This is a genomic window from Paenibacillus sp. LC231 (assembly GCF_001860525.1).
Classification (GTDB): Bacteria; Bacillota; Bacilli; order Paenibacillales; family Paenibacillaceae; genus Paenibacillus_AQ.
Genome location: NZ_JFOM01000009.1, coordinates 38,583 through 62,111 on the forward strand (window position 1 = coordinate 38,583; position 23,529 = coordinate 62,111).

General features: G+C 44.5%; 21 protein-coding genes and 1 pseudogene. 16 read left to right on the top strand and 6 right to left on the bottom strand.

The features are described 5' to 3' along the window. Window positions 1-118 precede the first annotated feature (118 nt). From AK95_RS05310 to AK95_RS05320, 3 genes are all read left to right on the top strand, one after another. Window positions 119-922 (top strand): undecaprenyl-diphosphate phosphatase, encoded by an 804-nt coding sequence (locus AK95_RS05310; protein ID WP_071218943.1) that lies wholly within the window; start codon window positions 119-121, stop codon window positions 920-922. Between the two features lie 364 nt (window positions 923-1,286). Beyond that, complete coding sequence (locus AK95_RS05315) at window positions 1,287-1,973, top strand: DUF4386 domain-containing protein (protein ID WP_071218944.1); 687 nt, start codon at window positions 1,287-1,289, stop codon at window positions 1,971-1,973. 217 nt (window positions 1,974-2,190) lie between these two features. Then, window positions 2,191-3,609, top strand: coding sequence for an FMN-binding glutamate synthase family protein (locus AK95_RS05320; RefSeq protein WP_071218945.1), 1,419 nt, complete (start codon window positions 2,191-2,193; stop codon window positions 3,607-3,609). 162 nt (window positions 3,610-3,771) lie between these two features. On the opposite strand, the gene AK95_RS05325 is transcribed toward AK95_RS05320, so the two are convergent. Beyond that, complete coding sequence (locus tag AK95_RS05325) at window positions 3,772-4,680, bottom strand: NAD-dependent epimerase/dehydratase family protein (protein WP_235612998.1); 909 nt, start codon at window positions 4,678-4,680, stop codon at window positions 3,772-3,774. Between the two features lie 491 nt (window positions 4,681-5,171). Here AK95_RS05325 and AK95_RS05330 point away from each other — a divergent pair, with 491 nt between their 5' ends. From AK95_RS05330 to AK95_RS05340, 3 genes are all read left to right on the top strand, one after another. Further along, complete coding sequence (locus AK95_RS05330; RefSeq protein WP_071218947.1) at window positions 5,172-6,026, top strand: stalk domain-containing protein; 855 nt, start codon at window positions 5,172-5,174, stop codon at window positions 6,024-6,026. A gap of 125 nt (window positions 6,027-6,151) precedes the next feature. Then, window positions 6,152-6,784 (top strand): streptogramin A O-acetyltransferase Vat(I), encoded by a 633-nt coding sequence (gene vat(I) / locus AK95_RS05335; protein ID WP_071218948.1) that lies wholly within the window; start codon window positions 6,152-6,154, stop codon window positions 6,782-6,784. Between the two features lie 368 nt (window positions 6,785-7,152). Continuing rightward, window positions 7,153-8,214, top strand: a complete 1,062-nt coding sequence (locus AK95_RS05340) for an alpha/beta fold hydrolase (protein ID WP_235613001.1) — start codon at window positions 7,153-7,155, stop codon at window positions 8,212-8,214. Between the two features lie 88 nt (window positions 8,215-8,302). Here AK95_RS05340 and AK95_RS05345 read toward each other — a convergent pair whose 3' ends face one another. Then, complete coding sequence (locus AK95_RS05345; RefSeq protein WP_071218949.1) at window positions 8,303-9,793, bottom strand: glycoside hydrolase family 43 protein; 1,491 nt, start codon at window positions 9,791-9,793, stop codon at window positions 8,303-8,305. A gap of 170 nt (window positions 9,794-9,963) precedes the next feature. Here AK95_RS05345 and AK95_RS05350 point away from each other — a divergent pair, with 170 nt between their 5' ends. The 3 genes from AK95_RS05350 to AK95_RS05360 all read left to right on the top strand — a co-directional run bounded on the left by AK95_RS05350 (window position 9,964) and on the right by AK95_RS05360 (window position 12,401). Then, a complete protein-coding gene (locus tag AK95_RS05350; RefSeq protein ID WP_071219093.1) occupies window positions 9,964-10,896 on the top strand; it encodes an ArsR/SmtB family transcription factor in 933 nt (310 codons plus the stop codon). 327 nt (window positions 10,897-11,223) lie between these two features. Beyond that, window positions 11,224-11,859, top strand: coding sequence for a hypothetical protein (locus AK95_RS05355; protein WP_071218950.1), 636 nt, complete (start codon window positions 11,224-11,226; stop codon window positions 11,857-11,859). A gap of 158 nt (window positions 11,860-12,017) precedes the next feature. Then, window positions 12,018-12,401, top strand: a complete 384-nt coding sequence (locus tag AK95_RS05360; protein ID WP_071218951.1) for a VOC family protein — start codon at window positions 12,018-12,020, stop codon at window positions 12,399-12,401. Window positions 12,402-12,453: 52 nt separating this feature from the next. Here the strand turns inward: AK95_RS05360 and AK95_RS05365 are convergent. Beyond that, window positions 12,454-13,361 (bottom strand): annotated as a pseudogene (locus AK95_RS05365) (LysR family transcriptional regulator). A gap of 281 nt (window positions 13,362-13,642) precedes the next feature. Here AK95_RS05365 and AK95_RS05375 point away from each other — a divergent pair. Further along, window positions 13,643-14,809, top strand: coding sequence for an MFS transporter (locus tag AK95_RS05375; protein ID WP_071218953.1), 1,167 nt, complete (start codon window positions 13,643-13,645; stop codon window positions 14,807-14,809). 107 nt (window positions 14,810-14,916) lie between these two features. Continuing rightward, the gene (locus tag AK95_RS05380; RefSeq protein ID WP_071218954.1) at window positions 14,917-16,653 is read left to right on the top strand and encodes a Rieske (2Fe-2S) protein; all 1,737 of its coding nucleotides are present in this window, start codon (window positions 14,917-14,919) and stop codon (window positions 16,651-16,653) included. A gap of 198 nt (window positions 16,654-16,851) precedes the next feature. Here the strand turns inward: AK95_RS05380 and AK95_RS05385 are convergent, their stop codons facing one another. After that, the gene (locus AK95_RS05385) at window positions 16,852-17,598 is read right to left on the bottom strand and encodes an SDR family oxidoreductase (RefSeq protein WP_071218955.1); all 747 of its coding nucleotides are present in this window, start codon (window positions 17,596-17,598) and stop codon (window positions 16,852-16,854) included. Between the two features lie 149 nt (window positions 17,599-17,747). Further along, on the bottom strand, window positions 17,748-18,164 hold the full coding sequence (locus AK95_RS05390; protein WP_071218956.1) for a MerR family transcriptional regulator: 417 nt from the start codon (window positions 18,162-18,164) through the stop codon (window positions 17,748-17,750). Between the two features lie 250 nt (window positions 18,165-18,414). Here AK95_RS05390 and AK95_RS05395 point away from each other — a divergent pair, with 250 nt between their 5' ends. From AK95_RS05395 to AK95_RS05410, 4 genes are all read left to right on the top strand, one after another. Continuing rightward, window positions 18,415-19,305 carry an RCC1 domain-containing protein gene (locus AK95_RS05395; protein ID WP_071218957.1) on the top strand — a complete coding sequence of 297 codons (891 nt, stop codon included), beginning with the start codon at window positions 18,415-18,417 and terminating at the stop codon, window positions 19,303-19,305. A gap of 154 nt (window positions 19,306-19,459) precedes the next feature. Next, complete coding sequence (locus AK95_RS05400) at window positions 19,460-19,969, top strand: DinB family protein (RefSeq protein ID WP_343225158.1); 510 nt, start codon at window positions 19,460-19,462, stop codon at window positions 19,967-19,969. 23 nt (window positions 19,970-19,992) lie between these two features. Beyond that, complete coding sequence (locus AK95_RS05405; RefSeq protein ID WP_071218959.1) at window positions 19,993-20,388, top strand: VOC family protein; 396 nt, start codon at window positions 19,993-19,995, stop codon at window positions 20,386-20,388. Between the two features lie 527 nt (window positions 20,389-20,915). Beyond that, a complete protein-coding gene (locus AK95_RS05410) occupies window positions 20,916-21,275 on the top strand; it encodes a DUF6463 family protein (RefSeq protein ID WP_071218960.1) in 360 nt (119 codons plus the stop codon). A 169-nt stretch (window positions 21,276-21,444) separates the two neighbouring features. Here AK95_RS05410 and AK95_RS05415 read toward each other — a convergent pair whose 3' ends face one another. Next, on the bottom strand, window positions 21,445-22,464 hold the full coding sequence (locus AK95_RS05415; RefSeq protein WP_071218961.1) for an alpha/beta fold hydrolase: 1,020 nt from the start codon (window positions 22,462-22,464) through the stop codon (window positions 21,445-21,447). A 152-nt stretch (window positions 22,465-22,616) separates the two neighbouring features. Here AK95_RS05415 and AK95_RS05420 point away from each other — a divergent pair, with 152 nt between their 5' ends. After that, entirely contained in the window at window positions 22,617-23,522 is a 906-nt protein-coding gene (locus AK95_RS05420) for a LysR family transcriptional regulator (protein ID WP_071218962.1), read from the top strand. The last annotated feature ends 7 nt before the right edge of the window (window positions 23,523-23,529 follow it).

Genomic DNA, 23,529 nt, shown 5'->3' on the forward strand with positions numbered 1-23,529 from the left:
TTGAGCAATGTGACAATGTTGTCACTCGGAATGAAATAATGTTATATGAATCGATGGGAATATATAGATGTCCCCCTTATACTGGAAATGTTAGATTTCCAAAGGGGGATATCCACTGATGACTGATATAGTTAAAGCAATCATACTCGGCATAATAGAGGGTTTAACCGAATTTTTACCGGTATCGTCTACTGGACATTTAATTTTGGCAGGCCATTTGCTAAGCTTTGAGGGAGACGCTGCCATAACTTTCAAAATTGTTATACAGTTGGGTGCAGTAATGGCCGTTCTCATTCTGTATTGGAAAAGGTATTTGGCGATTGGGACTAATCTGATTCGAATGGACTTTTCCCGTAGTCGCGGATTAAATGTTATACATATGATTTTGGCTATGTTACCGGCATTAATTGTATATCTTCTGCTCAAGGACACAATAAAAAGCCAATTATTCGGCCCAACTCCAGTCTTGATCGGGCTAGTGGCCGGTGGCGTGTTAATGATCATTGCAGCACGGAGTAGGAGAACCGAAACCGCTGATACGATGGATCGGATTAATTATAAACAAGCTTTCGGGATTGGCTTGTTTCAGTGTCTGGCTTTATGGCCGGGATTCTCGAGGTCGGGTTCGACGATTTCAGGCGGACTTTTACTTGGCACCAGCCAAAAAGCTGCCGCAGATTTTACGTTCCTAATCTCCGTGCCTGTTATGTTTGGTGCAAGCTTGCTAGATTTATATGATAGTCGGGATTTGTTGAGTTCTGATGATTTCGTCCTAATGTTTATTGGCTTTGCAACATCCTTTCTTGTGGCCATGATTGCCGTCGTGACGTTTATCAAACTGATTAAGCGACTTCGGTTGGAATGGTTTGCTCTATATCGTTTTGTCTTAGCGGCTCTCTTCTATTTGATTATTTTGCGGTAACATAGCAAGATGAAGCGCAGCTGAGATGGTGCGTTTTCCCATATATACCGATAGTCATTACTACCAAGAAATCAGCTGGATGTTTGAACAAGACGGTGAGGCGATCATTTATCGGTTAGGAAGCGACTCGCCTGCTATGACAAAAGAGCAACTAATGAAAGCCGCAAAATTGTTTCTATGGTGATAAGCCTTTACATTAATACTGAATGGCGATAATCCAGATTTACAGGCTGCTGTGGCAGCCTGTTTTTCGTTTACCAACCACTTTCTTGTCAGAGGCCTAATTTGTACTAAAGTATCTGTTTTATCTTACCTATTCCTGTCATATTAATTCTAAAAGGTAGGTGTTATAAGGAGGTTGTTCATGTTGAGGAAGCGTACAAATTCAGGTAGAAGGTCTGCAGTAATTACTGGGGTGTTATTAATAGTCGGATTGGTTACAGGTATATTTAGTGTGGTTCCTGTTATAGATGGGGTAGATTACCTTGTCCAGGCTTCTACAAATGAAAATGAGCTACTAACAGGAGCGTTTTTTCAGTTGTTGATGGTTGTAGCATACGTTGGTGTTCCTATTATAATGTATCCGATTTTAAGTAAGCATAATAAAGGTTTAGCTCTTGGATCGGTTGCTTTCGGCATTATTGCGGGTGTGTTCATTATTATTGGTGTAATCATACTTCTGTTGCTATTGACATTAAGCCATGAATTTGCAAAAGTTGGAACGCTGGATGTATCGTCTTTTCAGACCCTGGGTGGGTTGTTAAGAGAAGGACGAGATTTGGTGAATCATGTGGCAACAACACTGGCGTTCGTTTTGGCTATGCTCTTGTTTAACTGCATATTTTACCAAACGAAATTAGTTCCACGCTGGTTGTCTGTCTGGGCTCTTATTGGCTCTACATTGTCCATATTGGCAAGCTTATTATTAATGATCCACTTCATCGGTCTGGATACAACCTATATGATGTTGAACATTCCAATAGCCTTTCATCAATTGGTTTTGGCTATATGGCTAATCATTAAAGGATTCAACCATAATACTATCGGATAAAATTACGGATCAATCCCAATTTAAAAGCATAGAGCTATACGGTGATCCCATGTATAGGATGAGATGGTTAACAAATAATAAGTAAATTCATGACAGCATGAGATACCTTCGTAAGCAACTGCTGGGAATGAATGCTCTTGAAAATGTCAGATCAATTTAGCAATTTCCTTCATCATTGAATTGGTAATAGCCATTAGCTTGCAAGAGGGGGATTAGTTTGTTTCGTTGGTTGATTCGCAAGATGACGAACGGTGTGATGGACGTGATTGTGGACCATTATATGAAGGGTATGATACAAGATCCATATACGGAACATGCGTTTTCCATGTTTACAACCATGCAAAAGCTGACGCCGCGGGCAATCATTGAAGCCGGGATGCGGGCGGAAAGCGGGAAAGCAATCAAGCGCACTTTGGGGAGTCCGATAATGTTGTCCGACTGGCATAAAATTTTGCTTAACCCCGTACATATGTTCCGCCTGCCCACGGAGGACAGCGTGCAAATCCAAACAGGCGTCACAATTGGTCCTCAAGCGAAAAAGCCACTAAATCTAGAAATTCCTATTCTCATCAGCGGCATGTCATATGGTGGAGCACTAAGTTTGAAGGTGAAGGTCGCTTTGGCTCGTGGTGCCAGTATCGCAGGTACGGCAACCAATTCTGGAGAAGCGCCTTTAGTCGATGAGGAACGAAGGGAAGCCAAGTTTTTCATCGGCCAGTTTCATCGCGGCGGGTGGATGAACGACGATAAATCTCTCCGGCAATTGGACGCTATAGAAATCCAGCTCGGTCAAGGGGCCCTCGCGGCCGCTCCGATGTCGATGGCGTCGGAGCAGATTGAAGAGGATTTGCGGATCGCCAAAAAGCTGAAACCCGGGGAAAATGCCGCGATTCATACCCGTATCTCGGGAGTAAACAAAACGGAGGACATGATTACACTGGTGCAGGACTTGAAAAATAAATACGGAGTGCCGGTTGGGATTAAAATCTGTGCGACTCATTTTATGGAACGGGAGTTGGAGGTCGCCATTCAAGCGGGAGTCGATTATTTTGTCGTGGACGGTGCGGAAGCAGGAACGCAGGGAGGTCCGCCGACACTTCTGGATGACGTCGGGCTCCCAACGTTATTTGCGCTCGCAAGAACGGTTCAGTATTTGGAAGAACGCGGGGTTAAACAAAGCATTTCGGTCATCGCTAGTGGGGGGTTAACGACGCCGGGACATTTCCTAAAGGCAATGGCGTTAGGGGCGGACGCGGTCTATATCGGTTCAATCGCCTTAATAGCCCTACAGACGCAAGCGGCTAAGGCGCTGGCGACCGAACAACCGCAGCAAGTTCCTATGGATTGGCGTAAGTTCAAAGAAGGATTGGATGTTGATAAGGGCGCCGAACATTTGGCTAAATTCCTCAAATCGTCTGTCGAGGAAATGAAATTAGTCGCTTATACCCTTGGGAAAACGGATTTGGCACAAATCAACAAAATGGATCTGGTTACAGTGGACCGGGATTTAGCCCAAGTACTGCGGATCGATTATGCCGGTTTCCCTCCAGGAAAGCCAAAACCATCCACAGCAACCAACGTTATACCGGACGTAACGGAAACGATAGATCCGGATGAACCTCTGCCTCTACAGTAAACTCCCTTATTCATTGGGGGCTCCCACTATAGTTGATTAAACAAAACCCGCTCAGCATTTGGTTCTATCCCAAGTCAAAGAAAAAATGAGCTAGGCCTTCATTGCCTGAGCTCATTTTTCTTTTTTGGTGTATTTTTCGAACATGAATATATGTGTAGTGGCTTATATGTTTGTTTTCGATAAAGCAAGCTGATCTTCAGGCAGCGCCTTCGATGAACCATCGTTATGAAGAACACTACGCCATGAATACCTCGGTTCATATCCAAGTATATCCCTTGCCTTATCAATTGCCATCAGCGTCTCATGTCCCTGAACCTCTCTCTTTAAGGACACATTGGGAAAAAATCGTTTGACCAAATCCTGGCTAAGATCCGGCATGATGGTGTCCGGGGCTGTGATATGGAATACCTGATTTCCTAAATTGTCCTTCTCTATTGCAAGAAGACAGGCTTTAGCTGCATCTCTTACATCGCAATAGGCCCAGGCGTTTTTCTTTTGAATATCCTTTTGTTCATCATTCCAATGCATGATAGGGATTTTTTCATACTCATCCGGTTCATACATATTCGCGAAGCGAAGCGTGACGAGCTGTTGATTCGTAAGTTTATGATACATGCCTGTTAGGTGTTCCGTCAGCAGTTTCGCCATGGCATAGGATGACTTCGCGGTAGTTGGATGCTCTTCATCAACAGGGAGGTAATCCAGTTGCTCCGGTACAAACGGATAGCCCAAAACCGTTTCGCTTGAAGCCCATACCAGCTTGGGAATTTTAAAATCTTTACATGCTTCTAGAATGTTAAAATTAACGAGCATATTATTCTCGAATATCGCTTGGGGTGTATTCCTTACATCAGTTGGGATATTCCCAAGATGGACAACGGCATCACTTCCCATTAAAAGCTGACAGACTTGACCATAATCACGCAGCTCAGCTTGAATAAAGTTTTTTGATGCTGATTCTTCCCGTAGTAATCGATCGGTGGCTACTACATCATGGCCAGCTTCCAATATGGTTCTTACCGCCCAGCGGCCGATTTTTCCGGCTGCTCCTGTCACCACTACTTTCATCATTTCCCACCCCTTATCATATTTCCGTCACAGCAAGTTGACCTTAAATCGCTGTTAGACTTCCCGTTACTTTATGGTTTTATTACTCTGCAGTTACAGAGCATACGATATTTTTCGAACTTCATGTTCTTAATAACCCCGTCTTGCCCTGAATCGAGGACAAAGTTGGGACCTCACTGGCTGTTATGATAATAAATTCGGCGAATTCCACTTATAATCATGCGAAGCAAGGGAACGTCAATTGGGTGGTATTTAAGCACTCAACCTCAGTTAAGAAGTGATTTTGAATAATCGTCCCAATTATAAAACAACCTCCGTTTGTTGTGTCCAACTCAATGGCAAGAAGTTACCAGATTAACCTAAGTGAAAACGAAAGAGCTAAATTCAGAAATCCACATTCTGCATGACAACTTTTATTGTGAGAGTAACTTTTCTAAAGATATTCGCGTCTCTATTGTAGCTTCAAAAAATTACAATAAGTAGGTGAGAATTCTTTGAAAATAAAACATTGGAAATATGCGGTTGCCGTTTTATTTATCATGTCCGTGCTTTTACCGCTGGGAGCTCAAGAATCTCATGCAGCTTCCAAGTACGTCGAGCTGGAAATGCAATGGGAAGACGGTCGTAACAGTCATATTGAGACGCTTCATAAGGACGGAGTGACTTATGGGAGTTTTTTCTCTCTAGGCAGCATGGCAGGTCTCCATTGGGGGATGGAGAATGACAATACGGCGGTACTGAAGAGGGATCAGAAGCGCATTGTTGTACACTTGGGAAGCAGCATTGCCGATGTAGATGGGGTTAAAGTGGATATGGGCAGGGAACCTGTGTGGTATATCAGTCACCTTTATGTGCCGATTAGATTCCTTGCAGCTGCTTTGGATGGGGAAGTGGCCAACCGGGATACAAAGACGGGGAAGGTAACCGTAAAAGGACTCAATAATTACACAGATACTTTTTATGGCAGCATGATGGGATACAGCTATACCATACGCGCAGCAAAAGGGGATCTTGAAATTACGAATGCTTATACCGGGCAGAAAAATACGATTCCGCTAGGTATGAAGGACATTAATGTGAATAGTCATGATCTCACCTTAAACTTCAAGTGGACTTCCAAGAATCTACTTATTGCATTTATTGAATATTCGAATCGAATGACTGAAGAATATGATCTATATACGTTGGTATTCAAGAATCAAGGGCTGATTCGCAAATCCATTGCTCACGGGTTAACGGAGCAGCATGAAACCTTGAAGTCGGACGGTACCATTCAGCTCATTGATGATAGAAGTATCCGTATTATTGATGATGGAAGCGGCGAAGTACTTAGCGTGATTCCTCGGTAAAACACACAATCGGTTGATTCCCTATGTGGCGTTGACCGGAAAGGAGGTTTTTTTGTGTGGTGATAGTTGTGTGAAAGATTTATCGTTTCAGCCGGATAAATTGCGAAGAGAGGGATGATGTAATAATGACAGGACCGAATCCAAATGAGAGATATCCTATACCCGGAGATAACAATCTTCAGTTTATCAAGAACACGATTACAAAACCTAATATTATCGCAGGGGATTATTCATACTACTATGCCTTAAACGGAGAATCATTTGAGGATCAAGTATTGTATCATTATGAATTCATTGGAACTAAATTAATGATCGGCAAGTTTTGTTCCATTGCTTCCGAGGTCAGATTTATGATGGATGGAGGGAACCATCGGATGGACGGTTCAACCTTTCCATTTAATATCTTTGGAAACGGCTGGGAGAAATTCACTCCATCTTTGGATCAATTGCCGATCAAGGGAGATACGATCATTGGAAATGACGTGTGGATCGGAAGGCGTGCAACGATCATGTCGGGTGTAAGGATTGGCGATGGAGCTATCATTGCCGCTGAAGCTGTCGTTGTAAAGGATGTGGAGCCTTATACGATCGTTGGAGGCAATCCAGCGAAGGATATCCGCAAGCGATATTCCACCGAAGTCATTCAAGAGTTATTGGATATTAAATGGTGGGATTGCGATATCGAAGTCATCAATCAATATATTGGCGCAATTGTAAGCGGAGATATGGACTTGCTTAGAAAAATGAGACAAAATTAGCGCCCTTTTTTATTGAAATATGGCCGTTTGATATGATGAACGTCATGGGCGAAAAAAGGTTCTTAAACGAATGTAGAGACCTATGTTGTCCTAGGGGTTTAGAGATAAATGACCGGTTGAACCGCCGGTCATTTTTTTCGTTTAGGATGAGATAAAGGCAACGACATTACAGAACGTGAATGGCGGAAAGCTCAAACATCGGGGAAAAGCCACGAACAGGTTTGTGTTCTCGCAGCCCCTGAAAAGGGTTCTATTTATGGTTGTTTATCTAGGAATGTTAACTCAAACTAACAACTCATGTTACCGATGATTGGTAGATAATCCGAATGAGAATAGTATAATGCGAAATAGGAGGAGGAGTAGAGAGAGTGATACATAGTGAAGGAATAATTTTACTGGTACTCGCAATCATTGGTTTAATTGTTGCAATTACCCTAGTCATTTATGCTTATCTAAATATGAATTATGATAAAAAACCGTTAAAGCAAACTTATTATGCCGGCTATATAGAAAAACAGGTGACTCTTGATGATGGAACGATATTAAATTACGCTGAAGGACCGGATCATGGACCGGCTCTTCTGTTAATACACGGGCAGTCCATGCAGTGGGAAGATTATGCTAGAGTACTTCCGGAGCTCGCTCAATATTATCATGTATATGCAGTTGATTGTCACGGGCATGGAGAGTCCAGTCATGATGCTTCAAAGTATACGGCTGTTGCTATGGGAAAGGATTTTGTTTGGTTTATTGATAATGTCATAGGTGAACCAGCCGTGGTATCAGGTCATTCTTCCGGCGGTATTTTAGCAGCATGGATTGCAGCTAATGCACCCGAAGTCGTGCAAGGCATTGTTTTGGAGGACCCGCCGTTTTTTAGTGTAGAGCCGCATGAAATGCAGAAAACATTTGTCTGGCTTGATAGTTTTGAACTCATCCATAACTTTAAGAATCAAACCATTGAAGATGATTATGTCGTGTACTACATGGAAAACAGTTATTTATGGGGAAAGTTTGGTGATTTAAGAAAACTTACTGCAAGGAGTACAAGAGGGTACCGGAAAGCACATCCTGGTGAGCCGTTGAAGTTATGGTACGTCCCCTATAAATGGATACATGGCACACATTATTTAGATCAGTTTGACCTCGATTTTGCTGAGACTTTTTATACAGGTGATTGGTTTAAAGGATTTAATCAGGAGGAAACCTTGTCCAAAATAAACGCTCCTTCTGTATATATTAAGGCAGCCACACAATTTGGTGAAGATGGAGTGCTTTATGCGGCAAACCGTGATGAGGATGCTGAAAAGGTACACAGCCTTTTAAAAGGAAATGAGATGATCTCGATTAAATCCGGGCATGATATTCATTTTGAGAAGCCGGATGAATTTATAACGATTTTGGTTGATTTTTTGAAGAAAATAAAATAAACCATGGTTACATTGAAAGCCGGTACCCAGGTTAATCCTGAGTAACCGGCTCTCTATTTATATATACCCGTTCAGGGAGAAGAGCTTTTTAAAAATAATCGCACGTAAATTTTGAAAACTCAGCCATAGAGCCTTCTCCAAAGGCATATAAACCGATGAGTACGCCTGTAAATCCTCCCGCAACCTCAGAGGAAAGGTATCTGGTTTGCGCCGTTCCCAAGAGAATGTCCTTGCCGTTAGCGTGAATGAAGAAGCTGTAGCGCTCATGACTTGCCCGTATCTTTAAGGTCGCATGATTGACATTCCCCAGTTCTACTTTAGATTCGATGGATTTAATGTCACCGATATTCAAGCGCTCGATCACTTTATACCCGGTCTCCTCTTTACGTACGGCTAAATCGTAATGATGATGTTCATCCAAATAAAGCGTGATGCCGGCTTCTCCGCTCGTAAGCTGTACATCGCATGAGATTTCCGCGTTGAAGTCTCTTTGGCGAATGCCGATAAATGTGGGGGACACCGGCATATCCAAGCTCACCCCGGTCCCTTTAAGCTGAACCTTATCGATTTCTAACCGATAGTTCTCTGCAGCAGGATGGCGGAGGAAGCACCAGTCCAGATTCCAGTCCGTGTTCTCGAACCTAAAGGTTTTTTTCTCCTGCTGGACGACATGATTGGAGATCCGATCGGTCTCAAAACTCGTAAGGACGGTGCCGTTATGTCCTGCCGTAAACCAGCCATCCTCGCCAAAAGTAACCGGTGTTAAGAAAACTTCGCGACCAAGATGGTGGTAGGTAAGCCATTGGCCGATTTGACGGAAACCCAGATGGAGCATCCACCAATGGCCTTCGTTGTCTTGAATCAAATCGCCATGGCCAACTCCCTGCAGCTCATATCCACCCAGATTGCGATTGGTCAGTACGGGATTGTTCGGATAGGCTTCGAACGGGCCGGAGATCGAATCCCCCCGTGCATAAGTGACCATATGTCCATATTCCGTACCGCCTTCAGCTGCCATGAGATAGTACTGGCCATTGATTTTATACATATGAGGGCTTTCCAAATATCGTCCGCCCGTTCCTTGCCATATGGAACGACTTGGCGACAGCTTGTCGCCCGTTTCAATGTCAATTTCACACTGAACAATGCCGCCAATCCCGTTATCGTCTTTTCCGTTGCTCATAAAGAAGACTTTCCCGTCTTCAAAATACAAATCGGGATCGATCCCCCCTTGATCCACCTCAATCGGTTCGGACCATTCACCGTAAATATCGTCCGTCCATACATAGAAATTTTGACGTGTGGTGTCGTTGGTCGTGGTCATGTAGAATCTCCCGTTGTGGTGCCGTATCGTGGGGGCGAAAACCCCGCCGGAACTGCTTACCTTGCCGAGCTGAATCTGACTCTCTCTGGTTAGGCAATGACCGATTTGCTTCCAGTTAATCAGGTCTTTGCTCTCAAAAATCGGAACACCGGGGAAGTACTGAAAGGAACTGCATACTAAATAATAAGTATCTTTTACTTTGCATACACTGGGGTCAGGATAAAATCCTTTGATGACCGGGTTATGGTATTTCATAAGTCCACCTCTTTCATAAATTAACATGTATATAAATTTAAAGTGATTAGCAACTAAGGAAATTAAACACCATGGGTTAAAGTCTTGCAATGGATTTGGTTTGAAGATTTATGTTGATTCTATTAAATTAATATATATGTGATTTCAACAGATACGAGGAGATTATGATGATCATCAAAGCAAACGGGGAACCGAAATTCATGCCGCTATATGAAGCCTTAGCCAGCGAGGTCAGATGGAACATCATGAGTCTCATTGCCGATCACGAGCTGAATGTGAAGGATATTGCCAATCGATTGGAACTTAGTCCATCGATCGTCACCATGCACATCCGAAAACTCGAACAAGCCGGACTCATCGGAAGTCGTAGGGTACGGCAGGGCGGGGGAACGCACAAAATGTGTTTCCTCAAACAAAAAACCATCGAGATTGAGCTGCCTTTTGCCAGCCAACCCCCAAAGATCAGAGAGCAGCGTATTTCAGTCGGTCATTACACCGCTTTTGAGGTCCATCCGACTTGCGGGCTTGGTACGCGTGAGAAAGAAATCGGAATTTGGGACGACCCGCGATACTTTCTCGATCCCGAGCGGGTACACGCCGCCATTCTGTGGTTTGGGTGGGGCTATGTTGAGTACAAAATGCCTAACTTTTTACTAGCCGATCAATCCGCCGAATACATTGAAATCTCCATGGAAATTGCTTCAGAAGCTCCAGGTTTAAGAGACCATTGGCCATCGGATATTGATTTCACATTCAACGGGATCCCTCTTGGGACATGGACAAGTCCGGCTGATTTCGGAAGAGCGGCTCGAGGGAGATTTACACCTGATTGGTGGCATCGAAATGTGAATCAATACGGGTTATTGAAAACGATCCGGATTGATGCATCGGGTACGTACATGGATAATGAACGGATGTCAGAGGTGACCCTCGGGGATATCAAGCTGTGGGAACCGTTCTGGACAATTCGTTTCGCGGTTGATGAGCATGCGGTTAACGCAGGGGGATTGACGCTTTATGGAGCCGGATTCGGCAATCACGACCAAGACATTGTCATTCGCGCATACCTTAGCGACGAGCATTATTCGGCATCAGAAGGATAAAGATGGGAGTTATTGCTGTGTAATCTCGTGGAGACTTAATGAAATTGAGATCCGCCTCATTGCAGACAGATCTGTAACTTTACATGCAGTAGTCACGTCTATCTAAGAAGAGGGGGGAGAGCCGACTATTTGAATGCATTGCTCGATATTTTGGAGAATTCGACCACGTTTTTTGCGTTTCGACACCCTTCCTTGGGTAATGACTCATAACGGATCACATTAATCAATGACTCAAACCGATTGCCAATATCGTGAAATCAGTGGCTGAGTGATCATCCATTGCAGTCATGAAGCGTATGAACGAAATACAGAAAGGCGTGAACTCATGTGAATCCAAGACTCTCTGCATTCATAAAAATTTCGATGTTCGTCATGGTTCTATCGCTCACGGCATGTTCAGGAACGGCTGAGCCACCCGCCAGTCCTGAAATATCGACACCGGCCAATGAAGAGGCCACGGCCCCTGAAACTGATAACGAGCAAGCACCCGAAGTGACGCGTCCCCAGAGCGAGAATTTTGAGTTGATGACGGGTGAGGGTAACCAGTCACTTCCAGCCACCTTGCATCAAGGCAACGGCTTTTCCTTATACGTATTCGAAAAGTTTGCTTTCGACGCTGACAAAGGACGTCTGTTTCTTAGCGGCAATCCGGAATACGAGGTCACCATCGAAGCGCTGCCGGCAAATTATGACCTAACGCAGCTTAAAACTGAAGGAAACAAGGAATTGGAAGAGCGTGGCGAAGTATCCGATTTTAGCGGAGAGCTCGTTGAGCATCCGCTGGGTTCCGCAGAACTTTATCTTCAAGCATCGGGTAGTGAAGGGATAAACGATTATATGGTGTGGAAGTCTGAAACAGGCGCCGCTTTCCTGTTCCGTCTTCACAATCCAAAAGGCGAGGAAGCTTCGGATTTTGCCGGTCCGGTCCTCGTTTCGTTATCTACGGTTAAAAGCGATTCCTAATACGAGGCGATGCATGAAAATCGCTCCATATAAGCTGCAAGAAAGAGGCTGTCTCAAGAACAGCCTCTTTCTTCTGACGAATGTATGGTTTTTTCTGTTTAGAGTCAGATTGTTAACAGAGCACCAACGTTGCAAATATCAAAGGAGGCAATAACAGCATGAAAATAATGGTTACCAGTATATTCGTGGAAGATCAAGACAAGGCACTGGAGTTTTATTCAGAAAAGCTGGGTTTTGTAAAAAAGGAGGACGTTCCCGTCGGAGAATTTAGGTGGATAACGCTTGTTTCGCCCGATGAGCAGGACGGTACCGAGCTTTTACTCGAACCGAATAACCATCCTGCCGCCAAGGAGTATCAAAAGAAGATATATGCCGATGGCATCCCAGCAACCATGTTTGGCGTTGCAGATATTAATAAAGAGTATAAACGATTGTTGGAACAAGGCGTAAAGTTTACTATGGAGCCGACAAAAATGGGCGAGCTTACAATAGCTGTCTTCGACGATACGTGCGGTAACCTAATTCAGATTGTGGAGAAGTAACTTTTACGACGAATTCTCAAGTAATGTGAAGTCCTTCCCGAGAAAGGTCTTTCTACGCATCTGATAATAAATTTCTGAATTTCGCTTGAATTTCTTTTAAAAACAAATCGGCAGCTGACGAAAAGACCTGATGTTTTTTCCAAACCATATTTAAGCCTGATTCAATCTTGGCTCTAGCGGTCTAAAGCAAAGGCTGCTATCACTAGACGTATTCACTATTTTATCAAGCGCTATTGCATAACCAATGCCTTCTTCAACCATAATGGCAGCATTATATGCAAGGTTATATGTAGTTACGACGTTTAATTTATCAAAACCATCACCAAACCAAGCCGCAAATTCATTTTTAGAAAATGTCTGCTTCATGGCCTGTCTTGAACAGATTAGCGGAACATGTATTAAATCTGCTGGTTGAATGGTATCTTTGAAAGCAAGAGGACTGTCTTTCCTCATAACAACGCCCCAAACATCCTTGGCGGGAATATTGATATAGTTGTATTTTGATAAATCAGCTGGTTGAATCAAAATACCAAATTCAAGCAGTCCCTTGTCAAGCCGTTCAGTTACATCATCTTCGTTTCCGCAGTAGAGGTGATACCGTATATTTGGATAGCTTGACTGCAAGTCTCTTACTACCCGTGCAATCTGCTTCATGGCGTCTGTTTCCCCACCGCCTATATAAACATCACCACTTATTGTTTCTTCCATGGATCTAAATTCTGCCGCTAATCTATCGACCATATCAACGATTTCTTCTGCTCTCTTTCTTAACAGCATTCCTTCAGCTGTGAGAATGATATTGTGACTACTACGAATAAATAGTTTCTTTCCTAACTCTTGTTCGAGATCTTTTAATTGCCTTGACAAGGTTGGCTGTGTAAGATGCAAAAAATTAGCGGCACCCGTAATACTTCCTTCACTTGCAACCGTTAGAAAGTAACGCAAAACTCTAACATCCATTCATACTCCTCCTTTAGTCTTAACAATAAACGTTTCAGAAATGCTTATCAAGCATATCTAGGTATAAGATATGAGTATTTGCTATGCGCACAAAGCACGTTAAAATAAATAACAAAGGTAACGGCTTTATCGCCGGATCTGATGCCGTTAGTATTGCAGAGCACAAGATTGTCGGCCTCCAAGATCAGATAAACCACAACATAGACATCTCGACGTCTAAAACCGGGTCGGGGAATTATTCCTTAACCCGGTTTTTGGACAAATGAAGATAGGAGATAAATATGAAATCCCAACGAACAAATTTGCTTATATTCATTTTGACTTTTGGGGTTTTCGGTATTCTAAATACCGAAATGGGCGTTATTGGGATCATGCCGTTAATTGCGGATGACTTTAATGTCAGTATAACCAAAGCAGGGCTGATCGTGAGTCTCTTTGCACTTGCGGTTGCAATATCTGGTCCAACCTTGCCTTTATTGTTTTCTGGCATGAATCGGAAGAAGGTCATGCTCCTTGTACTCGGTATTTTTTTTCTGGGTAACGTTGTCTCCGCAATCACAACAAACTTTACAATATTATTAATTGCTCGTGTGGTTCCAGCATTCTTTCATCCCATTTATGTTTCATTGGCTTTTACAGTGGCTGCTGCATCGGTTAGCAAGGAAGATGCGCCAAAAGCTGTATCCAAGGTATTTATTGGAGTATCCGCAGGAATGGTACTTGGAGTTCCTGTTACAAGCGTAATAGCGAACGCTACTTCGTTAGGAATGGCGATGTTATTTTTTGCGATAGTAAATGCGGTGGTTTTTATTGCAACACTCCTTTTTGTACCGTCTATGCCTGTTGGTGAAAAAACTTCATACGGAACACAATTAAGTGTACTAAAAAGATCAATTACCTGGCATTCCATTGCCGCCGTCATTTTCATGAATGGAGCCGTATTCGGTGTTTACAGTTACCTTTCGAAGTATCTTGAGAATATTACGATGATGACTTGGAACACGATTAGCCTAATGTTACTGATATACGGAGGGGCTAATATTGTAGGAAACATTCTAGCCGGGAAGCTGCTTACTAAAAATGCCATTAAATCTGTGGTCATTTTTCCTTTTGCGTTAGGAGCAATATATCTCATCTTGTTCTTCTTGGGACGCTTTAGTGTACCAATGTACCTAATCATTTTACTCTGGGGAATTTTGGCCGGAATAGGAGCTAACATCAATCAATACTGGATTACGTCCACAGCTCCCGAGGCTCCCGAGTTTGCGAATGGTATATTCTTGACATCGACAAATTTAGGAACAACCATTGGAGCCACAGTGTGTGGACTATTTATATCAAGATTAGGAATCCAATACGTTGTCTTTGGGGGAATTCTATTTTTGGTTTTAAGTTCTGTATCCATATTTCTGAGGAACTCCATGTATAATCCTACAAAACATTCCTAGTAATCGATTTTTATTCACTTTTTAAACATACATGTTTCAAAAGTTTTGGAAATAAGATATTCTATATGCAAGGAATTCGCATGATATTTAAAAATGGAGGCGTTTTCATGAATGGTTGGATTCAGGCGGGTACGGTGGATGATCTTCGAGAAGGACCGAAGCTGATTAAGGGGGGCATCGTAGTATTTTATCACGAGGATGAAGTGCACGCGCTTGACAACCGGTGCCCTCACCTCGGTTTTCCGCTCCACATGGGAAGTTTATGCAACGGAATTTTGACATGCCATTGGCATCATGCCCGGTTTGATGTATGCAGCGGCGGAACGCTGGACCCTTGGGCGGACGATGTACCGGTACACGATATAACCGTTCAAGACGGATTGATATGGGTCAACCCAAAATCCAGGAACAGCAATCAAGTACAGCTGTATAAAGACCGACTTCTGAGCGGCCTTGAGCAAAATATCGGTCTTGTCATAGCCAAGGCCATAGTCGGATTAATGGAGGCGGGCGTTACAGATACGGAAATTGCCGCGATTGGGATCGAATTTGGGGTCAAACAGCGCAGGCAAGGGTGGGGCTCTGGATTAACGATTCTGACCGCGATGGCCAACGTCTTGCCAAAGCTTGATAAACAAGGCCGGATCCTTGCGTTGTTTCAAGGACTCCTGCACACGGCGCGCGAATCAGCCGGTAGCGGAACGCGATTCTTACTCGATCCACTTCCGGATGCAGGCGTATCCGAAGAACGGTTGACGGGATGGTACCGCGATTGCATTGAGGTTCGGGATACGCGCGGTGCGGAACGGGTACTGCTGACTGCCGTGCAAGCGGCGGGGACCGATAAGAAGCGATTATTCTCTATGATGAGCATGGCCGCAACGGATCATTTCTATATTAATGGAGGCCATACGCTAGACTTCCATAATAAGGCATTTGAGAGCTTGAAGTACATCGGGCACGAGCAACACCAATATGTACTCGCTTCACTCGTTCCGATGTTTGGGAACGCATCGCGGAGCGAAGAGCTTCATAGCTGGCAGTCCCCGGTCAATTTGGTTCAACCGATAAAAGAAGCGTTTGAGGAGCTGTCCCAAAAAGGCGTTTCAACAGGAAGCGGGGGGTCTGGCATCGATGACGAGGCACTGCTTCAAGCGCTGCTTGGCGATGATCCGCTTCGGACAGTACACATGTTGAAGGATGCTTTACTCGGGGGCGTTTCTCCAGTGCGGATCTCGCAAATTGCCGCATTGGCTGCGGCAGAACGGATCGTCCGCTTCCATATGCATAACGATTTCGGGGACTGGATCTCGGTGCTGCACACCTTTACGCATGCTCACGCCGTTCACGAAGGTTTGATCCGCTCCGCTGATTTATGGCTGGTTCGGGGTATTTTCCATACTGCGGCTACGATTTACCTCGACCGGTTTTTGAACGTCCCAGCTGCAGCGAGACCAGATGCAATGGGTGCAACAGAGGAAGTACCGCAGCCCGCCGAGCTGCTTGAGATTCTCAACAAGCAACAGCAAGTGGCGCCGGCGGCGGAATGGGTGATCCGTTATCTGCGCAGCGGCGGAAAGCCAGAACCTTTATTCAACGTATTGGGTCATGCGCTCCTTCGAGAGGATGCAGAATTCCACACCTTCCAGATGTACGAGGCGGCCGTGACGGAATATGACCGCTGGGCTTCCGAGTCTGGACCGTTCGCAGAGAAGGCCCGTGAAACGCTGATCCTTGCGGTTACCCGTTATTTGGCGTCGCATGCTCCAACTTCCCGTGAGACGCCACATACGGCTAAAATTGCATGGCGGCTCCATCGCGGCGAGAAGTTGTTCGAAGAATAATATAGTGAGAATCCCGCTACAACGACTGCAGAGTAGAGGTGTTAGCAGAATCGTCCTTAATCAATATTCATAGCATTGACCTAAAAAGGGCTCTCTTTGAGGGTCTTTTTATTATGATACATATAACAAGGCTGTCGAGGTCTTCTCGACAGCCTGATCTTAAGAAGCTGAATAGCTCTTCGCTTTATCTTGTGAGTATTACCAAGGTTGCTTTGTCGGTCCAATTGTAAATTCATTAACGTTCGTATCTTCTGGCTGATCAATCGCGAATGCGACAACATTGGCAACCCGGTCGGGTGTAATACCATATTGTTCGTACAACGCAGTCATTCCTTCAGAAATATTCTTATCCGTAATCGTATCCAACAATTCCGTGTTAATTGCTGCGGGATATATCGTTGCTGTGCGGATGTTCGTACCTTCTTGGGCTGATTCCATGCGCAACACTTCCATCAAATCCCGCACAGCCCACTTTGTTGCGCCATAAACCGCACCGCCTGGGTAAGCTTTGAGCCCGGCCACGGATGAAGTAGTGATGATATGTCCAGACTTTTGCGATGTGAATGTTGGCAATACTGCGGCGATACCATTCAATACACCTTTAATATTAACGTCAACCATCTGGTGCCACTCGTCTGTTTTTAATTCGGACAGGGGGGAATTAGGCATTAGTCCAGCGTTCAAGAAGATTACATCGACACCGCCAAAAGTGTCTTTAGCTAGCTGAACAAGTTTATGACTATCATCTGGATTAACAACATCTGTTACACGATAAGCAGCATGTCCACCAGCTTTTTGAATTTCCTCAGCCAAGGCTTTTAATTTGTCTTCGCGGCGTGCGCCCATAACAATTCTGGCACCCTTACTTGCCAATAATTTTGCAGTAGCTTCTCCAATTCCGGAAGAAGCTCCAGTGATTATAACTACTTTGTTTTCAATCGTCATCTCGATTCCTCCTTTGAGTATAAATTGAGTGTAAACCATAGAGTTAACTCTAAAGCAAGAGAGGATTTTAACAATTTAGAGATCGGCTAATGTATAAGAAATAAAAGAAAGAGCCACCCGTATTTATTTAATTACAGGAGGCTCATCTATTAGTTAGAAATAGGGATTTCTATTTTATTGTTTTTATGAATTTCTTCAGTTCCGGCTTCTAATGCCGTTTTGTAGTATAAGCATTTATGCTCGACCAGTTCCATTGTTTGTTTTAGTTCTTCCATCTGTTTTTCCACTATAGCTTTTCGTTCCATAAACATGTCAAATCTTTGCTGCAACGTGGTATCTCCATCTGTCACCCAATCTATGAAGGTCTTTATTTCCTTAATTTGCATACCAGTGGATTTCAAACATTCAATTACCTTTAAAGCGGCAATATCGGATTCTTTAAACAAACGTTGTCCACTTGCCGTGCGTTCAACAAAAGGCATAAGTCCTTCCTTGTCGTAGTAACGTAGCGTATAAGCTGTGACATTTAATACCTTTGCTGCTTCACTGATCGAATATGTCTTCATCATATCTCTCCTATTAACTACTATAGACTTCGAGTTCACTCTATGAATAGGAAGGATAGTATCATAAGGTTTGTATGGATGTCAATTTGCTACCATTGGCTATACCTTCCTTAAAGACAAACTCTGAAGTATGATGACAACATTATGAGATTTACAGCCATCCCCACAAGGATTATGGGTATATCAAACGAGGACTTGCATGAATGTTGTATGATCGAAGTTAGCAAGAACAAACGAGGAGGAGAGCTTAATGGAAAAGGGTGAACTTGGGTTTAGCAAGGTATGGGCAATTCCGAAAGATATCATAGCAGCGGGTTGCCGTCATACCGTAGGACTTAATTCGGACGGTACGGTAACAGCTGTAGGGGATAATAAATATGGCCAATGTGATGTAAGCGGCTGGCGCGATATGGTGGCGGTAGCGGCGGGGAATGTTCATATGGCGACGAACACAGGTAATGCTCATACCGTCGGGCTTAGAACGGACGGCACCGTGGCAGCTGTGGGTTGGAACAAGCATGACCAATGCAATGTAAACGGCTGGCGTGACATCGTGGCGGTTGCGGCGGGTTGGCGTCGAACCGTCGCGCTTAAATCGGATGGCACGGTGGTGGCTGTGGGTCGAGATCATGAAGGCCAATGCAATGTAAGCGGCTGGCGTGATATGGTTGCGGTTGCGGCTGGTGACTGGCATACCGTCGGGCTTAAATCGAATGGAATGGTGACAACTGTGGGTAACAATCGTTATGGCCAATGTAATGTAAGCGGCTGGCGCGACATTGTGGCTGCAGAGGCGGGGTACCTTCATACTGTAGGGCTTAAGTCGGACGGCACGGTGGTGGCTGCGGGTTTAAATAAGCATGGCCAATGCGATGTAAGCGGCTGGCGCGATATTGTGGCGATAGCGGCGGGTAGTCATCATACCATCGGCATAAAATCGGACGGTACGGTTACGGCTGTGGGTTGGAATGAGCATGGCCAATGCAATGTAAGCGGCTGGCGCGATATTGTGGCAATTGCTGCGGGTTGCGTTCATACTGTCGGCGTAAAATCAGATGGCACGGTGGTGGCTGTAGGCGATAATGAATATAGCCAATGTGATGTAATCGGTTGGCATGGCATCCAACTGCCCAGTAATTAATTTCCAATATTACAGGATACATATACTATTGGAACCATGCCTGATTTGTGAAATTGCTTGACTCTGAAAAGCAAGACAAAATAGCAAATAAAAAGAAATATTAAATACGCTACTGTAATAGGATGAAGATGAGTTGATTTGATGTTATGGAAAGGTGAGGCAATTGAATTCTTCGGAACTAATCGATGTATACAAGATCAATCTGCAGCAGTATTCCATCGACCAATTAAGACATGTATCTGAACGAGGAGTATGGTCGCTCGGCCAAATGTATGACCATATGATCCTCACTGCTCTCGATTACCTTGACCAAGTGCAAAGATGTGCGTCCATGAGTGAAGTGCAGCTGAAAGGAAAGACAGAGGCTGGCGACCAGTTGTTTTGCGCCGGTTCATTTCCTCCGATAAAAATCAGATTACCGGATGGGCCTGAGAATACCCCAAGTAATTCGGAAACCGTGGATGATCTCGTTCGCGGACTTGATACGGTGCTTCAGAGAATGTATGAATGGGAGGAGAACTTACATGCAATAAACCCAAATTATAAAGTCAGACATGAGGGATTTGGGTGGCTCAACGCACGGGAGTGGTTTGATTTGGTTGGTATGCATTTCCGCCATCACTTACGCCAGAAGGCCGAACTGGAACAAAAACTCGAGTTTTAATTATAATGTGAAGGGGGATATGTATGAAAACTTTAGGGTCCTTGAATGTTGATGTGATAACTTTGTTTGTAGAGGATTTGCAAAGGGTGAGGGCGTTCTATCAAGAAGTATTCGGATTATCCGCCGTATATGAAGACGCTGTTTCAGCGGTATTCAACTTCGGAAATATGAGCATAAATCTCCTGGATATTTCTGAAGCATATGGTCTGATCCATCCTGGAACAGTCGCAAACCGGGAATCCGGATCTCGTTTCCAGTTTACCATCCGGGTGGATGATGTAGATGCAGTGTGTGATGAATTGAAACCACATGGCGTAACTCTACTTAACGGTCCAATGGACCGGCCTTGGGGAGTACGCACTGCTGCCTTCATGGATCCGGCAGGACATGTCTGGGAGATAGCGCAGCAATTTACCTAGAGACGAATGAAATGGTCACAAAGAGTTTATTTACAAAATAACTACGGCATTTGCATCTTGACATTGCTACGAAAACGTATTAAATTAGGTGCAGCCACTTACTACGAGTTCGTACTAAAAAGAAGTCGCCGGAATGGGGGCGCTCCTACGTTCGAGGACCGGTATCGCGACCTATCATCCGGTAAAGTCCAAATCTAGGAGTGACTGATTCCAGTCTGGCACTTTATTTTTCTTATTTATTACGAAATCGTACTAAATATTGCAATGACCGTTGCGGCTGCTGATACGTATTGAGTTGAATTGGCATGACATAGCATTAATAGTGGCGCGGATCATCGGAATCGGAGTGCCGTTGATTCATGGCATTCTGACCCAACGGACGATGGTCAGGCCGTTTGCGAAGTCGGAGGTCACTATTCGCCGAAGCAGTAATCAGATGAATCGTGCCAGGACTCATACAGTTCAGCACATCAACTGGATCCTCGGCGGCAGCGCCTTGATCGCTATGAAGAAAAGGAGGGAGCAATATGGTAAGTGGGGCTAAGCGCCATGTTGGCCTGATGCTTATGTTAACCGGGTTACTGCATGTGATTTATGGACTTTTTGCATACGCAAGTCAATTACAACCCCTCATCACTGAAGGCTTGTGGGGTACAGTGGCAGATGATCAGTGGGATCGTGGAACCGCGTTCTGGTTCACGATGTTTGGATTTCTGCTAATGTTGCTTGGCTATATGGTGGATTGGCTGATTAAAAAGAAGGGGATCGTTCCTCCCGCAGTTCTCGGTTGGATGCTGCTATGTGTCTGCTTGATCGGCGCTATCGTAATGCCAGCTTCGGGTTTTTGGATTGGCCTGCCTCAGGCATGGCTTTTATTACGAATGTGAAAGGGCACTACAAAAAAGAGGTCAACCAGCAAGTTCTGGTGACCTCATATTACGATCGGGCAGGGTCGTTACTTCATGAGAGTTATGACAGACGAGAGCCATGTTTCAACCATAATTAGAAAATAAAGTTTGAGAAATGAATTGATATTTTGTAGCATCGAGTGATGATTTATCCTTTTGCCTTAAGCGCCAACAAGCGTTTAAGGTTGTCATCAATACATTTATTATCGGCTTGGTTGATACCGCGACCAGCAAAATGTCCCCAGATCGACTCGATCGGATTAAACACAGCATGAGGAATAAGCTTAGCCTCGTATTCGTTATCGTCCGCCGTGCAGAAAAGATCCGTGCTCCCTGGCATCACACACGCAAGTGCTTTGATGCTTCTGAGCGCCTGATCGAAATCTCCGTTATAAGAGGGGTTTGCACTAATATCTGCATGCTGCCCTGTCCATAACATGGCCAGGACATTGTGCGGATCCATCTGCATAAAGCTTTCCTCCCAAAAACCAGCCACAAAATCCGCCAATGCGTCAAATCCCAGCTCACGATAAATTTCCTTTCTGTAAAACGCTTGAGATACTCCCCATCCCGCATAGACACGGCCAACGGCACGCATGTCTGCAGAAGTCAACTGGTCTAGTTTACTTGTATTGGAGCCGACTGCAGCTATGAGTGCAGCTTTCATCCCTTCCAAGACGACATACGTTTGAGGCCAAGTCTTTGCAACACCGGCGAAGGGGGCAATTCGTTCCACCATGTCTGGATAACTTGCTCCCCACTGGAATGCTTGAATGCCTCCCATGGACCATCCAACGACGAGTGCAATCTTATGAATCCCGAATTTTTCGGTGACCAGCCGATGCTGGAACTTAACGTTGTCATAGATGGTTACCTGCGGAAAATTAGCCCGGTCGAATGGGGGAGGCGTGTTGCTGGGTGACGAAGATAATCCGTTGCCCAGCAGATTTGGAACGATAATGAAGTATTCTCTCGGATCTAGCGCCATATCGTTTCCAATCAACCACTCATTCTGAACATGGTGGTCGCCAAAAGCTGTGGGATAGACGATGACATTATCTTTCTTCTCATTCAATTGTCCATATGTCTTATAAGCAAGAAAAGCGTTCGGTAACGTCACTCCGGATTGCAAGGTGACGTCACCCAAATTAAAAATCTCATAATCCATCGTATTGTTTACTCCCTTCAAAATGAAACCATATATTTAAAATGTAGTTCTTGTTGTTAGTATAGTTCCATGATACTCTCAATAAAAGTGAATGGATTTCAAAGCTATATTCAATAATTTTGAAGGTGAAAAGGTAAAAGGGGGATCGTATGATGGAATTGCGCCAACTGAACACGTTCCGCACGGTTGCCACAACTTTAAATTTTAGTCGGGCTGCGGAGGTGCTGAACTATGTCCCCTCCAATGTCACGATGCAAATGAAAGCATTGGAGGATGAGCTTGGTGTTCGTCTCTTTGACCGCTTGGGCAAGCAGCTCGTTCTGACGACTGCGGGTAAGCGTTTTTTGACTCAAGTCGAAGGGGTGCTAAACAAATTGGACGAAGCACGCAGCGTCGTACATGACAATGATAACTTAAGCGGCACTCTAACGATTAGCGCTAACGAAGTTCTTTGCGCCTATCGGCTTCCCGTTGTCTTTCAACGTTTTCGTTCGCGCCATCCGGGCGTGCGCCTCATCTTCCGCTCCGTTCCCAATCAGGAACTCAAGCAAACGCTCTTTGAAGGGACCGCGGATGTCGTCTTTATGTTGGACGAACCTATTCGCTCAAGCGGACTTGCGGTGGAGCCGTTGGTGGAAGAAACTTTCCGATTATTCGCCGCTCCGAACCACCCGCTTGCAAAACGAACTGTGCTGCAGCTGGAAGATTTTCACGGAGAAGTGTTTCTGACGAATGAAAAGGGTTGTCCCTATCGAACCATGTTTGACCGGTCCTTTGAGAAAGAGGGCATTGATAGTATTACTTATTTAGAGTTTCAAAGTGCCGAAGCCATTAAACAATGCGCAATCACGGGAATCGGCATTGCCTTTCTTCCTGAAATCGTCGCGGAAGCCGAAGTTGAGCGGGGCGAACTTGTTGCCCTTCCATGGCAAATTCCGGACTTGCACGTGTATACACAAATGTCATGGCATAAAGACAAGTGGCTTTCACCTATCATAATTTCTTTCATAGAAGCAGCAAGGGAGGTAATTGCTGTAGAGGGAGAGAAAACCGTATAGCTTAAAG

What these genes read in the sequence shown, in the direction of transcription:
- AK95_RS05310 (WP_071218943.1), top strand. Translation starts at nt 119, where the DNA reads ATGACTGATATAGTTAAAGCAATCATACTCGGCATAATAGAGGGTTTA.
- AK95_RS05315 (WP_071218944.1), top strand. Translation starts at nt 1,287, where the DNA reads ATGTTGAGGAAGCGTACAAATTCAGGTAGAAGGTCTGCAGTAATTACT.
- AK95_RS05325 (WP_235612998.1), bottom strand. Translation starts at nt 4,680, where the DNA reads ATGATGAAAGTAGTGGTGACAGGAGCAGCCGGAAAAATCGGCCGCTGG.
- AK95_RS05345 (WP_071218949.1), bottom strand. Translation starts at nt 9,793, where the DNA reads ATGAAATACCATAACCCGGTCATCAAAGGATTTTATCCTGACCCCAGT.
- AK95_RS05360 (WP_071218951.1), top strand. Translation starts at nt 12,018, where the DNA reads ATGAAAATAATGGTTACCAGTATATTCGTGGAAGATCAAGACAAGGCA.
- AK95_RS05375 (WP_071218953.1), top strand. Translation starts at nt 13,643, where the DNA reads ATGAAATCCCAACGAACAAATTTGCTTATATTCATTTTGACTTTTGGG.
- AK95_RS05380 (WP_071218954.1), top strand. Translation starts at nt 14,917, where the DNA reads ATGAATGGTTGGATTCAGGCGGGTACGGTGGATGATCTTCGAGAAGGA.
- AK95_RS05385 (WP_071218955.1), bottom strand. Translation starts at nt 17,598, where the DNA reads ATGACGATTGAAAACAAAGTAGTTATAATCACTGGAGCTTCTTCCGGA.
- AK95_RS05390 (WP_071218956.1), bottom strand. Translation starts at nt 18,164, where the DNA reads ATGAAGACATATTCGATCAGTGAAGCAGCAAAGGTATTAAATGTCACA.
- AK95_RS05395 (WP_071218957.1), top strand. Translation starts at nt 18,415, where the DNA reads ATGGAAAAGGGTGAACTTGGGTTTAGCAAGGTATGGGCAATTCCGAAA.
- AK95_RS05405 (WP_071218959.1), top strand. Translation starts at nt 19,993, where the DNA reads ATGAAAACTTTAGGGTCCTTGAATGTTGATGTGATAACTTTGTTTGTA.
- AK95_RS05410 (WP_071218960.1), top strand. Translation starts at nt 20,916, where the DNA reads ATGGTAAGTGGGGCTAAGCGCCATGTTGGCCTGATGCTTATGTTAACC.
- AK95_RS05415 (WP_071218961.1), bottom strand. Translation starts at nt 22,464, where the DNA reads ATGGATTATGAGATTTTTAATTTGGGTGACGTCACCTTGCAATCCGGA.
- AK95_RS05420 (WP_071218962.1), top strand. Translation starts at nt 22,617, where the DNA reads ATGGAATTGCGCCAACTGAACACGTTCCGCACGGTTGCCACAACTTTA.